General features: G+C 31.8%; 13 protein-coding genes. 8 read left to right on the top strand and 5 right to left on the bottom strand.

Annotation, left to right across the window (positions count from 1 at the left end; all coding sequences use genetic code 11):
* Nucleotides 1-151: 151 nt before the first annotated feature.
* Nucleotides 152-1027 carry an undecaprenyl-diphosphate phosphatase gene (locus tag ACM591_RS11815; protein WP_029377739.1) on the bottom strand — a complete coding sequence of 292 codons (876 nt, stop codon included), beginning with the start codon at nt 1025-1027 and terminating at the stop codon, nt 152-154.
* Nucleotides 1028-1322: 295 nt separating this feature from the next.
* On the opposite strand from ACM591_RS11815, the gene ACM591_RS11810 reads away from it, so the two are divergent.
* Both ACM591_RS11810 and cydC read left to right on the top strand, forming a co-directional pair.
* The gene (locus tag ACM591_RS11810) at nt 1323-2966 is read left to right on the top strand and encodes an ABC transporter ATP-binding protein/permease (protein WP_029377738.1); all 1644 of its coding nucleotides are present in this window, start codon (nt 1323-1325) and stop codon (nt 2964-2966) included.
* Nucleotides 2950-4629 carry a thiol reductant ABC exporter subunit CydC gene (gene cydC, locus ACM591_RS11805; RefSeq protein ID WP_225489275.1) on the top strand — a complete coding sequence of 560 codons (1680 nt, stop codon included), beginning with the start codon at nt 2950-2952 and terminating at the stop codon, nt 4627-4629. Before ACM591_RS11810 ends, cydC begins: the two co-directional genes overlap by 17 nt.
* A 271-nt stretch (nt 4630-4900) precedes the next feature.
* On the opposite strand, the gene ACM591_RS11800 is transcribed toward cydC, so the two are convergent.
* The gene (locus ACM591_RS11800) at nt 4901-5344 is read right to left on the bottom strand and encodes a MarR family winged helix-turn-helix transcriptional regulator (protein WP_029377736.1); all 444 of its coding nucleotides are present in this window, start codon (nt 5342-5344) and stop codon (nt 4901-4903) included.
* Between the two features lie 226 nt (nt 5345-5570).
* Between ACM591_RS11800 and ACM591_RS11795 the strand changes: the two genes are divergently transcribed.
* The 5 genes from ACM591_RS11795 to mdh all read left to right on the top strand — a co-directional run bounded on the left by ACM591_RS11795 (nt 5571) and on the right by mdh (nt 9439).
* The gene (locus ACM591_RS11795) at nt 5571-6497 is read left to right on the top strand and encodes a CobW family GTP-binding protein (RefSeq protein WP_029377735.1); all 927 of its coding nucleotides are present in this window, start codon (nt 5571-5573) and stop codon (nt 6495-6497) included.
* Between the two features lie 34 nt (nt 6498-6531).
* Complete coding sequence (locus ACM591_RS11790; RefSeq protein ID WP_326026805.1) at nt 6532-7440, top strand: aldo/keto reductase; 909 nt, start codon at nt 6532-6534, stop codon at nt 7438-7440.
* Between the two features lie 18 nt (nt 7441-7458).
* Entirely contained in the window at nt 7459-7758 is a 300-nt protein-coding gene (locus tag ACM591_RS11785) for a hypothetical protein (protein WP_029377733.1), read from the top strand.
* A gap of 33 nt (nt 7759-7791) precedes the next feature.
* A complete protein-coding gene (locus ACM591_RS11780; RefSeq protein WP_326026804.1) occupies nt 7792-8403 on the top strand; it encodes a DedA family protein in 612 nt (203 codons plus the stop codon).
* A 100-nt stretch (nt 8404-8503) separates the two neighbouring features.
* Nucleotides 8504-9439 (top strand): malate dehydrogenase, encoded by a 936-nt coding sequence (gene mdh / locus ACM591_RS11775; protein WP_029377731.1) that lies wholly within the window; start codon nt 8504-8506, stop codon nt 9437-9439.
* Between the two features lie 294 nt (nt 9440-9733).
* Here the strand turns inward: mdh and ACM591_RS11770 are convergent, their stop codons facing one another.
* The 3 genes from ACM591_RS11770 to ACM591_RS11760 form a co-directional block, all read right to left on the bottom strand.
* Entirely contained in the window at nt 9734-10009 is a 276-nt protein-coding gene (locus tag ACM591_RS11770) for a hypothetical protein (RefSeq protein WP_038678107.1), read from the bottom strand.
* Nucleotides 10006-10623 (bottom strand): DUF1361 domain-containing protein, encoded by a 618-nt coding sequence (locus tag ACM591_RS11765; RefSeq protein WP_081224871.1) that lies wholly within the window; start codon nt 10621-10623, stop codon nt 10006-10008. The genes ACM591_RS11770 and ACM591_RS11765 overlap by 4 nt, the downstream gene beginning before the upstream one ends.
* A 378-nt stretch (nt 10624-11001) precedes the next feature.
* On the bottom strand, nt 11002-11421 hold the full coding sequence (locus ACM591_RS11760) for a PPC domain-containing DNA-binding protein (RefSeq protein ID WP_029377728.1): 420 nt from the start codon (nt 11419-11421) through the stop codon (nt 11002-11004).
* A 204-nt stretch (nt 11422-11625) separates the two neighbouring features.
* Here ACM591_RS11760 and norA point away from each other — a divergent pair, with 204 nt between their 5' ends.
* Nucleotides 11626-12786, top strand: a complete 1161-nt coding sequence (norA, locus tag ACM591_RS11755) for a multidrug efflux MFS transporter NorA (protein WP_029377727.1) — start codon at nt 11626-11628, stop codon at nt 12784-12786.
* Nucleotides 12787-12834: the final 48 nt, after the last annotated feature.

Genomic DNA, 12834 nt, shown 5'->3' with positions numbered 1-12834 from the left:
GGTAAATATAGCCTGAGTATAGCATTTATTAGGGAGAAATAGACTAATGTTTAAGCAAGCTATAAGAAAAGAATAAAAAGCCGATAAACATCTAAGAAATAGTGAGATGTTTATCGGCTTTAATGTTCAAGTATTTAAATTAGACTTTAAATTATTCTCCTGTAATACCTTGTCCAATACCAAAGCCGAAGTATAGAATAGCGATGATAATGACCAATATAATTCTATAAATTGCAAATGGTATTAATTTAATTTTACTAATTAAGTATAAGAAAGTTTTGATTGCAATTAACCCAACAATGAACGCGGCGATAAAGCCAAAAATATAGAAACCAATATGATTTAATTGAATATATTCTAAATTTTTCACTAGTGATAAACCACTTGCTGCAAGCATAACAGGCACTGCCATAATAAATGTAAAATCTGAGGCAGCCTTATGGTTCATTTTCATTAATACACCAGTAGAGATTGTTGAACCAGATCTACTAAAACCTGGCCACATTGCTATGGCTTGAGATAATCCAATAACAAAAGCTTGGAAATAATTGATTTGGTCTACAGTTTGTGGATTTGAAACTCTTTTACTGTAGATGTCAGCAATAATCATATAAATTGCGCCTATAAACAATCCAATCATTACTGTTGGTACACTGAATAGATATTTTTCGATAACATCATCAAATAGCAAACCTAAAACACCTGCAGGAATCATACCCACAATGATGTGTAGTAAGTTTAAACGTTTTGGCTTTTGACCAATACCATCAATAGGTTCTGCTCTGTATTTACCTATATGTAACATTTCGAAATAACGCTCACGAAATACCCAAGCGCCTGCGAATACTGAACCTAGTTGGATGACAATCTTAAATGTAAATGCCGATTCAGATCCTAAAAATTCACTCGACTTCAACCACATATCATCTATGAGTATCATATGACCTGTTGATGAAACGGGTGCGAATTCTGTTAAACCCTCAACGATACCTAGAATGATACCTTTAATCAATTCAAGTATTAACATAATTTACCTACTTTCATAGTACTTATAAAATTTTGTGTATTTTCATTTTTTAATGATAGCACAATAAAAATGTATTATGCCACTTAAAAATGTGATTTTAGACTAAAGATGTATATAATTAAAAGAAAACAGTCATTTTAAAGGACGTGTGTAAAGTTACAGTAAAATTTAAGTTGAAATTATAAAAAGTAATTATGTCTAAAATATGAAAACACCATAAAAAAGTATATAAAACAATGAGCGAATTAATTTAATTTTTATACACGCAGTCTATAATGTGGGGTAGGTGATATTTGTGAAAAGATTAACAAGTTTAGCAATGCAATATAAAATATATCCTATCTTTATGTTTGTAGTTAGTACACTCTTAGCAATTACAGTTGTAGTACAAAATATTTCTATTGCAGAAATATTAAATGTAATGTTATTAAGTGATAATCATGATTTATTAAATTTATTAATGTTTACATTAATCGTTTTGATAGCACGTGCTACATTTAATACTATAAATCAAATGATAGGCAATCAAATGGCAGCGAAAGTTAAACGTGATTTAAGAAAGCAGCTTATTATAAAGCAATCCAAAGATCCAATTGGTGTGCAAATGAACACTTTAACTGAAAGTGTTGATGGCATTGTTCCTTTTTTTAATAGTTATTTTCCTCAAGTATTTAAATCAATGATGATACCATTACTAATAATTATCGCTATGTGTTTTGTTCATTTAAATACGGCATTGATTATGATAGTCACAGCACCTTTTATTCCACTTTTTTATATCATTTTTGGCTTAAAAACGCGTGATGAATCTAAAGATAAAATGACTTATTTAAATCAATTTAGCCAACAATTTTTAAATAAAATAAAAGGTTTAGTAACGTTAAAACTTTTTAATAGAACTGAACAGACAGAAAAAGAAGTTTATGAGGAAAGTACTAAGTTTAGAGATTTAACGATGCGTATTTTAAGAAGTGCCTTTTTATCTGGCTTAATGCTTGAATTTATTAGCATGCTCGGTATTGGTTTAGTTGCGTTAGAGGCTGGTTTAGGTTTGATTTTATTTCATAATTTAGACTTTAAGACAGCAGCAATTGCGATTATATTGGCACCAGAATTTTATAATTCAATTAAAGACCTCGGGCAATCTTTTCATACTGGTAAACAAAGTGAAGGTTCTAGTGATGTGTTATTCGAAGTGTTGGACAAAGAGGATAAAGAGCCTAAACCCCAAACACAAATTAACTTAAATCAGAGTGCTTTGATTCGATTAAGCCAAGTGGATTTTAAATATAAAGACGCCAATGAACATGCATTAAAAAATATTAACTTAAATATTAAGAGTGGTGAGCATATCGCATTAATTGGAAGAAGTGGTGCAGGAAAATCAACACTAGCGCAACTGATCGCGCAAAATTTGGAACCGAGCAATGGCACGATTACTTATAAACAGAAAGATTTAAATATAGGGTTCCTTAGCCAAGCTCCTTATATTTTCAATGCATCTATACGAGATAATATAACGATGTTTCATCAAGTGGATGAAGCGCAAATATTACAAGTTTTAGCCGATGTAGAATTAAAAGAAAAAGTGCTATCACTAAAAGATGGTTTAGACACAAGGATAGGTGAAGGTGGAGAGATGCTTTCAGGCGGTCAAATGAGACGTATAGAGCTATCAAGAATATTATTGGGCCGTCCAGACCTATTGATCTTTGATGAGCCAGCAACAGGCTTAGACGTGAAAACTGAAAATATAATACAAAGCGTTATTGAACAGCAGTTTTCTAATATCACAATGATTACTATTGCGCATAGAGCACATACAATTAAAAATGCAGACAGACGTATTTTGATTGAACAGGGCATTTTAAAATCAGATGATACGCATAAATTAAATAACCTTCGACAAGGTGGTGATGAACATGAAACCACGGATTAAATTTAGTATAGATAAGGATTTAATATTATCTGTTTTAGTTGGTGTAGTTGGCAGTTTAGTCGCATTAGGTATGTTCTTTTTAAGTGGTTATATGATTACACAAAGTGCTCTGGGGGCTCCTCTGTTTGCGCTGATGGTATTGATTGTTTCGGTGAAAATGTTTGGATTTCTTAGAGCGGTAGCGAGATATATTGAGAGACTATTATCTCATAGAACAACGTTTACAATGTTGCGCGATGTGCGAGTTCAATTCTTCAAAAAATTACTGCCTGTTGTACCTGATGTTTATCGTAAATTCAATTCTAGTGATTTAATTGCACGTATGATTGGTAGAGTTGAAGCTTTGCAAAATATATATTTAAGGGTTTATTATCCTCCTGTAGTCATAGGTTTAACTGCAATTGTCACTATGATTACGATATTTTATTTTTCATATATACATGCAGTGATTATTTGTTTGAGTATGATTACTACGTTAATTGTTATCCCTTGGTTAAGTGCTAAAAGGGCACGTATATTAAAAAGACAAGTAAACGAAGTCCAAGGTGAATTTTTAAGTCAATTTTATGACTATAAAGAAGGTTATGAGGAACTAATACGGTTTAATCAAACGGAATATTATAAAAAGCAAGTTTTAGAGCAATTAGATGAGTATGAAAGTGTACAAGCTAAGGAGCAACGTTTTTTATCACTTTATGAATATAGCTTGAACATTGTAGCGATGATTGCATTATTTTTCACATTATATTTAGGTGTTGTTCAAGTACATAACCAACAATTAGATGTTGTGTATTTGACGAGTATCGTATTAATGATGCTAACATTATTTGAACAAGCGATTCCGATGAGTAACGTAGCTTATTATAAAGCTGATACTGACGAAGCTTTAGCTGATATTAATGAGGTGATTGCGCATCCAATGACACAAGGTAATGAACCTATGCAAATGGGAGGTTCTGATGCATTGCCTTTAATACACTTACGAGATGTAGATTTCAAATATTGGAATCAGTCAACACCTGTATTATCGCAGATTCAGTTAGTCATCAATAAAGGTGAACACGTAGCGATAGTTGGACCATCTGGTTCAGGTAAGAGCACTTTATTACAACTTATGCTAGGACTATACCAAAGTGATAAAGGGGAAGTACTATTACATCAACAGCATATTTCTAAAATAGTAAATGAAGATAAATATAGTTATATCAATGCACTCTTACAATCTCAACAATTGTTTGACGGAACTGTAAGAGAAAATTTATTTTCAGAGCAAGCAGATGATGTACTTAGAGAGTTGCTAGATCGACTTGGACTAGCACACATTGATTTAGACAGAGTGATTACACTTTCTGGCCAGACATTATCCGGTGGAGAAATACAAAGATTGGCTTTAGCAAGACTATTATTAAAACCATCTTCACTTTGGATACTTGATGAACCAACAACTGCTTTAGATGTTCATCATACAAATGTAGTCATGGATTTAGTCCATAAGCATGCTGAAACGCTAGTTGTTGCTACGCATGATTTAAGATTGTTACCACACTTTGATAAAGTCATTGTTATGCAAGAAGGTACTATTCTAGAAGAAGGTAGTTATGAAACTTTAACTACTAAAGAAAATGGTTATTTGCAACAAATGGTTAAGATTAATGCTTCATAATATTATGAAATTTTAGCATTTGTATAGAATACAAAAAGGATTACTTTCAATTTTATTTAGAATAAGAATTTAAGAGGGTCTAGGGCTCATGATTATAGAAAGTACGACTTTTTCTTAATGTAGATTCTTAAGATTTACAGTTTACAATACGAAGTTTTATAATAGTTAAAAGAGAGCTCAAACACATAAGTGTTTGAGCTCTCTCTCTAAATCAAGTATATTTAAGTAATCATTTTGATATATCTTTGGCCTTTAATATGGGTAGAAAATCTTATTTTGCTTTTTCTTCAGTAAAGGCGGAGATTACTTTTGCAAGCAATCTATTTAATTCTTTAGATTCATCTTGATCAAGAGAAGATGCAACTGCAACATCTTGACATGCAGTATCTAATTCTGGACGAATTGCTTCGCTCTTATCAGTCAAATGAATAAATACTTCACGTTGATCTACTTCAGAACGTTCACGTTTGATTAAATCAACTTGTTCCATTCTTTTAAGTAATGGAGATACTGTGCCAGTATCAAGCGCCAATTCTGTAACGACTTTTTTGACATTGACAGGTGATTCGCCCCAAAGAATAGTAAGTACTAAAAATTGTGGGTATGTTAGTTTGTATTTCTTAAAGACATTATTAGAGTAGTAGCGATTTACTTGTCTTTGAGCGTTATACAAACTAAAACAAAGTTGTTCCTTTAAATTAAGTGGTTCAGACATAAGTTCTCCTCCAGACATTCTATCCGTTTTCTTGACTATGCATCGGACCTGAATCCGTCTAACGTTGTGTGTGACACTTCCTCAAACACACTTTTGCACTGTGCCATGCTAAAATATAGCGTGTATAAAGTTTAGAAGATATCTAATATTTTATCAAGTGAAAGATTAATTATACAAAAAAATTATCTTTTACACAAACATTTAAATTTATGAAATGAGTGATTTTTTGAAAAATATTAAACAGCCTAAAATAGCTATTACCGTAGTAACAGGGTTTTTAGGTAGTGGGAAAACAACTTTTCTCAGTAATTATGTAAAATATTTACTAAATAAAAATGAAAACCCGAGTATCATCGTAAATGAATACGGCAATTTAGATGTAGATAGCCATGCATTAAGTCATGATATAGAGGTTGCATCGATATTAAATGGTTGCATATGTTGTGACTTGCAACGGGATTTAATAAAACAATTAAAACATTTTATTAACAAAAGTGCAATGCACCATATTATAATTGAAGCTACGGGTATCGCACATCCCATTGAAATTATTGCGGCTTGTCAAGATCCTGAAATCGTTGAATACCTTGATGCACCAGTAGTTATAGGCTTAGTAGACGCACCAAGATTTTTGACTAGAACACAATATACTAATAGTACAAAACAATTAATGGAAGAACAATTAAAAGTAAGTCATGCAATTGTAATCAATAAAATGGATTTGTTAGATAGTGTTGGGTACGATAAAATAAAAGAAATTGAAAAAATAAATCCACGAGCACCAAAATTTTATACATCATATGCTGATTTTGATATGGATAACATAATGATAACTGCAGATGATAGTATGTCACATTTAGAACAACCAATGCATCATCATGGTATTAAGAGTATGCAGTATCAATTTACTGGAGCAATTGATCGTCAATTATTCTATCAGTTTATTTTACGACTACCCGATAATGTTCTAAGATTAAAGGGATACGTCAAGTTTCGTGATACACCAAATGATATATATGAATTTCAATATGCATTTGGTTTACCAGATTATCAAGTTATCGATACAATGATGCCATTAACAATTGTGATTATTGGTGAACAAATAGATGAAAACCAACTGCGCAATAAATTGGATATGCTACAGTTCACTTGATTATTGAATATAATAAAAAGGGTGTTGAAGATATATGAATAAAGTAAAAATTAATCAATACGTTTCTTTTTCAAATGTAATACAAGGATTTTGGAGAACGAATGACTGGAACTGGACACCTCAACAATTAAATAGATATTTGAATGAATTAGTTGAAAGAGGTATCACCACTATGGACCACGCTGATATTTATGGTTCATACAGTTGTGAAGGTATCTTTGGTGAAGCACTAAAACTATCGCCACAACTACGCAATCAAATAGAGATTGTAAGTAAATGTGGTATCGTATTGCCATCAAGCCCACTTGATGAAACAAGTGGCCATCGCTATGATCATAGTAAAGAGCATATTATTCAATCTGTTGACCGTTCGTTACAAAATTTACAAGTTGAACAACTAGATTCTCTGCTTATCCATAGACCATCACCTTTAATGGATCCAAACGAAGTGACTGAAGCAATAAAAGCATTGGTTAAACAGGGGAAAGTTAAGTCATTTGGTGTTTCAAATTTCAACAAATCTGAATACGATTTACTAAGTAAATGTCTAGTTTGTGATAAATTGCATATCACTTTAAACCAACTGGAGGTCTCACCATATAGTTTAGACGCTATTGAAAATGGTATCATTAATCATATGTATAAAGATGATGTTAAAATTATGTCGTGGAGTCCAATGGCAGGTGGTAAACTATTCGATCTAGAAGACGAAAAATCTGCGCGAATTATGGCAGTTGTTTCTCCTTTAGCACAAAAATATAATGTAACCTCGAATGGTATCATTATGGCATGGTTAAATAAACACCCTGCATCATTAATGCCTGTGTTAGGTACACACAAAATTGAACGTATTGATGAAGCAATTAATGGCCTGAAGGTGTCACTTACAGACCAAGAATGGTTTGATATTTATACGGCTTCTTTGGGGCATGATATCCCATAGTTTGAAGGAGTAAAGATAATGAATACACAGAACGAACAGCACCAATTAAAACAATATAAGTTTCAACGTAATTTTATTAATTTTCCGTTTTTAGGTTTTGCCTTAGTCATTGCATTATTAAATATTGTGTATCCTGATATTAATATAATGATGACACTTTTTGGATTATTTTTCTTTTATAATGGAGCTATTTTATTCATAGCATTTATTAAACATTATAAACGTACTACTATTTTGGCATTGATATTAACGATTTTAAGTATGATTCTATTTGGCTTATCAATGTATTTATATGCGTTAACAAATAATCTATTTTAATGCTTTGTTTTAACGACCTTTAGGAGGAAATGAATGGAACAGTGGATAACGCATTTTATGGAGCAACATGGCTATTTAGGTATTGGATTATTAATCTTTTTGGAAAATATATTTCCTCCAATACCATCTGAAATTATTTTGACGTTTGGTGGTTTTATGACGACCAAGTCTGATCTTAGCTTTATTGGTGTGACAATCACTTCAACACTTGGATCTATTATCGGAGCTATCGTTTTATATGGTGTTGGGGCCTGGATTGGCGAAAGAAACTTATATCGCTTTGTAAATCGTTATGGAAAGTTTTTGCGTGTGAAAACCAAGGATATAGATAGAACGATTAATTGGTTTGAAAAGTATGGATACTGGACAATTTTCTTTTGTCGCTTTGTGCCACTGTTGAGAAGTTTAATTTCTATCCCAGCTGGTTTAACTCGAATGAACATACCTTTGTTTATTTTGTTTACTACGCTTGGTACCCTGATTTGGAATATGGTGCTGATTTATTTAGGACAAGCTGTGGGCGGAAATTGGCATGCAATTGTTTACTACATGGATATCTATTCTAAAATTATTTATTTAGTTTTACTTGTTTTAGCCATTTTTATAATTTGGAAATGGATTAAAAGGCAAAAAACACATAAGTAAATTTGATAATTTAACTTAACGAAATGAAATCATTATCGAGAGTTAGAGATGATATAATTTATGTAACGTATTCAAGTGATTGTATGAGGGAGATGTTTTTATGGCAAAACAAAAAGTTTCTATTATAGGTGGAGGCAATACAGGTGCAACATTGGCTTTTATTGTTGCGCAACAAGAGTTGGCTGATGTTGTACTGATTGATCGCCCGACAAATGAAGGTCAAGTTAAAGGTAAAGCATTGGATATTTTAGAAAGTAGTCCGGTCTATGGCTTTGATGTAAATGTAAAAGGATCCGTTGATTATACTGATACAAAAGATTCAGATATTGTAGTGATTACAGCAGGCGTACCACGTAAACCTGGAATGAGTCGTGATGACTTAGTACAAGTTAATGAAGCGGTTATGCATGATGTTACAAAAGAAATTGTGAAATATTCACCTGACTGTAAAATTATCGTACTTACGAACCCTGTAGATGCTATGACTTATTCAGTATTAAAAGCTTCTGGATTTCCGAAAGAGCGAGTAATAGGACAATCCGGTGTATTAGATACGTCAAGATATCTAACGTTTATTGCAGAAGCTTTAAATGTTTCTATTAAAGATATCAAAGGTTTAGTATTAGGGGGGCATGGTGACACGATGGTTCCATTAGTAGATTCAACTAATGTAAATGGTGTCCCACTTCATAAACTACTCGATGCCCAACAAATTGAGGCAATCGTTGAGCGTACCCGTAAAGGCGGCGCAGAAATCGTAGAATTACTCGGAAATGGTTCAGCTTATTATGCTCCAGCTTCAGCAGTATACAGTATGATTGAAGCGATTTTAAAAGACCAACATAGATTACTACCTAGTATTGCCTTATTAGAAGGAGAGTATCAATTTACAGATATTTGCTTAGGTGTTCCAACAATTTTAAGTTCAAATGGTATTGAACGTATTGTAGATTTAAATTTATCTGAAGGTGAATATGAGCAATTAAAAGTTTCTGCTGAGTCCGTTCAAGAAGTTAAACAAGCATTAAAGCTTTAATATTTATGGCATAAGTTATTCATTTAAATAAATGATTTGTATACAACGCTTTATTTAAGGGCTGGGACATAATAACATGTCTCAGCCCTTAACTTTGATAATGGTGTGTAGAAATTAAATGATCGTTGATACTTTACCACAACAGAGGAATCAATTTATAAGCACATAAAAGCTGTCGACAAAATATTTAAATATTTTGTCGACAGCTTAGTAATACATATGAAAGTTTAGAAATTGTTACATGTATTTATTGATGTGAGACCGTTTATATATAATGAATGCTGCATAAATTTATTAAAATCTAAAGACGCAAATATATAAAGTTACATATTCAAAAAACGTTAATATATACATATATTTTAATCTTAATTTAATGTTGATAGGGACGCTCCAATTTGGAAAACGACGTTCATAATAAAATAGTTGTAGATAAAATAAACCAATACCTAAGGGGAACAACATCAATATGATACTGTGAAGATATGAAAAACCTACATCATGTAATAAATGTCCAATGATTAATTGACATAAAATTAAAACAATAATGAGAACTATAATATTCAAAGTCATTTTACGCTACGCACTCCTTTCGCAAATAGGAATATAATTACTTGTAATGCAATAAGTAATAAAATAAAACGTAACGTTTCAGTATTTAAACTCGAAGATACTTCGTTAAAGATACGAAGTGGTTCATGTATAAGGTAAACTGAATGTAGACGCAAGAAGCGTCCAATAAATATACCGAGACCATTTAAGAACATCATTACTACTATAATTAATCTGTTGAGCCAGAGATGTTGGGTGAATTGCTCCATTTCTAAAAACATTAGAATTAATAGGTAAATGGCTAGTAATACGCCAGATACAAGGAATGCAAAGTATGCCCATTCACTGATTACTAAACCTTGATAGAAATTGAAATTAAACTGATTTAAATGTATTAAGTCAGTAATCATATACAAAGTATTTGGTACCATTAATATAAAAATAAATGTGAAAATAATGAATAACGGCCACTCATATTTGTATTTTGGTTTGAATAAATTTAATAGTAAGCATAGTTCAAACGGCACATACGCTAGAAATAGGTTAAGTGTCATAAACTGGAAGTAATTATTAAAAAATATTGAAACTAATATCAATATAAGGAACATGCTTCTAGCGATATAACGCGCTTGCATAAATACACCTACTTTCTTTTTAATTAAGCGCTAATATAATAGATTATTAATGAATCGTAATTTGATTGTACATTAGTAAATGCAATATAAACCCTCTTTTATGCTAATAGGCGAAGGTAAATATTAACTTATGTTTTTGAAATATGAGACTACATAATACATTTTTTAAATATAAATTTCAATCATTAACTTTAAGATATACATGCTAAACAAACACAACTCTGTAGTGAAATATTTAAGCATGTGACATATAGAACGATAAACATAAGTATAAAAGCAGAGATGCTTCTATTACATTGAAACATCTCTGCTTACTACTCCTCTTGCTTATCTAGTAATGCTTAATCTGAATTAACGCTTTTTACTTTAATTAACAAATTATAAATCTAACAGGTTTAACCCAATTGTTTCATTATGTTTGCGATTTATATCTAAATTTGTCATTGTGATTATAATTTCTGCTGTAGCAGAAACAACGGCTTTAGTTAAATGACCACTCAGTGTTTCATATTGGTTAGTTCCGAAAGTGGCATGTAAATGCGCAAAGGGTTTTTCGTCAATATGAGAAATGTTACCCATTAAACTGATGAGCTCTAGAGGTTCATCAATGGTTTTCTTTTCATAAGTTTTGGTTTCTAAATTATAGAAGTTAAGTTCCGCGCTAGCGCATGCACCAATGCCACTAACTGTGCCAAATTTACCGCCTTGTTCTTTTGCAATATCTGTTACTGCTGATACAATGTCTTCACCTTGTTCTAATACTAAAACAATCGTCTTACCATCTACTTGATAAATCATAGAAAACCCCCATTCTGAAAATTAGATACATCTTTATTATACAAGTTATAATTACGATATTATACGATAGTGATTAGAAAATAAATTTTTTATTGTCATTTATCATGAAACTGTTATAAAATGTTTTAATATTAGGCTTGTTCTCGTGTCATTGAGAATTGAAAGTCACTTTAAACAATTTATAAAAAGAAAGGAGCGAGCAACGTGAAGAAGCAGTTTATTATTTTATATTTTAATATTTTTCTTGTCTTTTTAGGTATAGGTTTAGTCGTGCCAGTGCTCCCTGTTTATTTAAAAGATTTAGGCTTAAAAGGTAGCGATTTAGGCATACTTGTAGCTGTATTTGCTTTAGCTCAAATGATTATTTCACCATTTGGTGGTACGCTCGCAGATAAATTAGGTAAAAAGTTAATCATCTGTATTGGCTTAGGCCTATTTGCGATTTCAGAATTCTTATTCGCTGCAAGTCATACGTTCTCACTTCTAATTGTTTCTAGAATACTTGGTGGCTTTAGTGCAGGTATGGTTATGCCCGGTGTCACAGGCATGATTGCAGATATTTCATCAGGTAGAGATAAAGCTAAAAACTTTGGATATATGTCAGCAATAATTAATTCAGGATTTATTTTAGGGCCTGGTATTGGAGGTTTATTAGCAGAAGTTTCGCATAGATTACCATTCTATGTAGCCGGCTTTAGTGGTTGTTTAGCATTGATACTTTCTATTATACTTATTAAAAATCCGAAACATGAAACACAAGATGGATTCACCAAATATCAACCTGAGTTGCTAGCAAAAATTGATTGGAAAGTCTTTCTTACGCCAATCGTTTTAACACTTGTATTAGCTTTCGGGTTATCATCATTTGAAACGCTGTTTCCACTATATACTGCAGATAAAGCACAATATTCTCCTATTGATATCTCGTTTGCTATTACAGGTGGTGGCATTTTAGGTGCAGTATTCCAAGTTTTCTTCTTTGATAAGTTTATGAGCTATTTTAAAGAATTAACGTTTATTACTTATTCATTGCTATATTCAGCAATTATTCTATTAGCATTAACTTTTGTTCACGGTTATTGGTCGATTATGTTCATTAGCTTTATTGTTTTTATAGGCTTCGATATGATTCGCCCAGCTATTACAAATTATTTCTCGAATATAGCAGGTAATAGACAAGGTTTCGCAGGTGGATTAAACTCTACGTTTACCAGTATGGGGAACTTTATCGGTCCACTAGTTGCAGGAACATTATATGATATTAATTTTGAATTTCCATTATACATGTCGATATTCGTTATGATTTTAGGTATGTTGGTCATCTTTATAGAGAGACAGTTGAGATCACGCTTCAGAAAAACATAATTCATCGCAACAAGAAGCATATAGGATATAGTGTGAATGACATGTCCT

It is taken from the genome of Staphylococcus sp. Ze2 (genome assembly GCF_048568365.1).
Classification (GTDB): domain Bacteria; phylum Bacillota; class Bacilli; order Staphylococcales; family Staphylococcaceae; genus Staphylococcus; species Staphylococcus xylosus.
Note: the sequence above shows the minus strand (reverse complement) of the source record. Positions and strands in the feature narration are given on the sequence as shown.

Coding starts and splice junctions, on each gene's coding strand:
- ACM591_RS11815 (WP_029377739.1), bottom strand. CDS start 1,027: ATGTTAATACTTGAATTGATTAAAGGTATCATTCTAGGTATCGTTGAG.
- cydC (WP_225489275.1), top strand. CDS start 2,950: ATGAAACCACGGATTAAATTTAGTATAGATAAGGATTTAATATTATCT.
- ACM591_RS11800 (WP_029377736.1), bottom strand. CDS start 5,344: ATGTCTGAACCACTTAATTTAAAGGAACAACTTTGTTTTAGTTTGTAT.
- ACM591_RS11790 (WP_326026805.1), top strand. CDS start 6,532: ATGAATAAAGTAAAAATTAATCAATACGTTTCTTTTTCAAATGTAATA.
- ACM591_RS11785 (WP_029377733.1), top strand. CDS start 7,459: ATGAATACACAGAACGAACAGCACCAATTAAAACAATATAAGTTTCAA.
- ACM591_RS11780 (WP_326026804.1), top strand. CDS start 7,792: ATGGAACAGTGGATAACGCATTTTATGGAGCAACATGGCTATTTAGGT.
- mdh (WP_029377731.1), top strand. CDS start 8,504: ATGGCAAAACAAAAAGTTTCTATTATAGGTGGAGGCAATACAGGTGCA.
- ACM591_RS11770 (WP_038678107.1), bottom strand. CDS start 10,009: ATGACTTTGAATATTATAGTTCTCATTATTGTTTTAATTTTATGTCAA.
- ACM591_RS11765 (WP_081224871.1), bottom strand. CDS start 10,623: ATGCAAGCGCGTTATATCGCTAGAAGCATGTTCCTTATATTGATATTA.
- ACM591_RS11760 (WP_029377728.1), bottom strand. CDS start 11,421: ATGATTTATCAAGTAGATGGTAAGACGATTGTTTTAGTATTAGAACAA.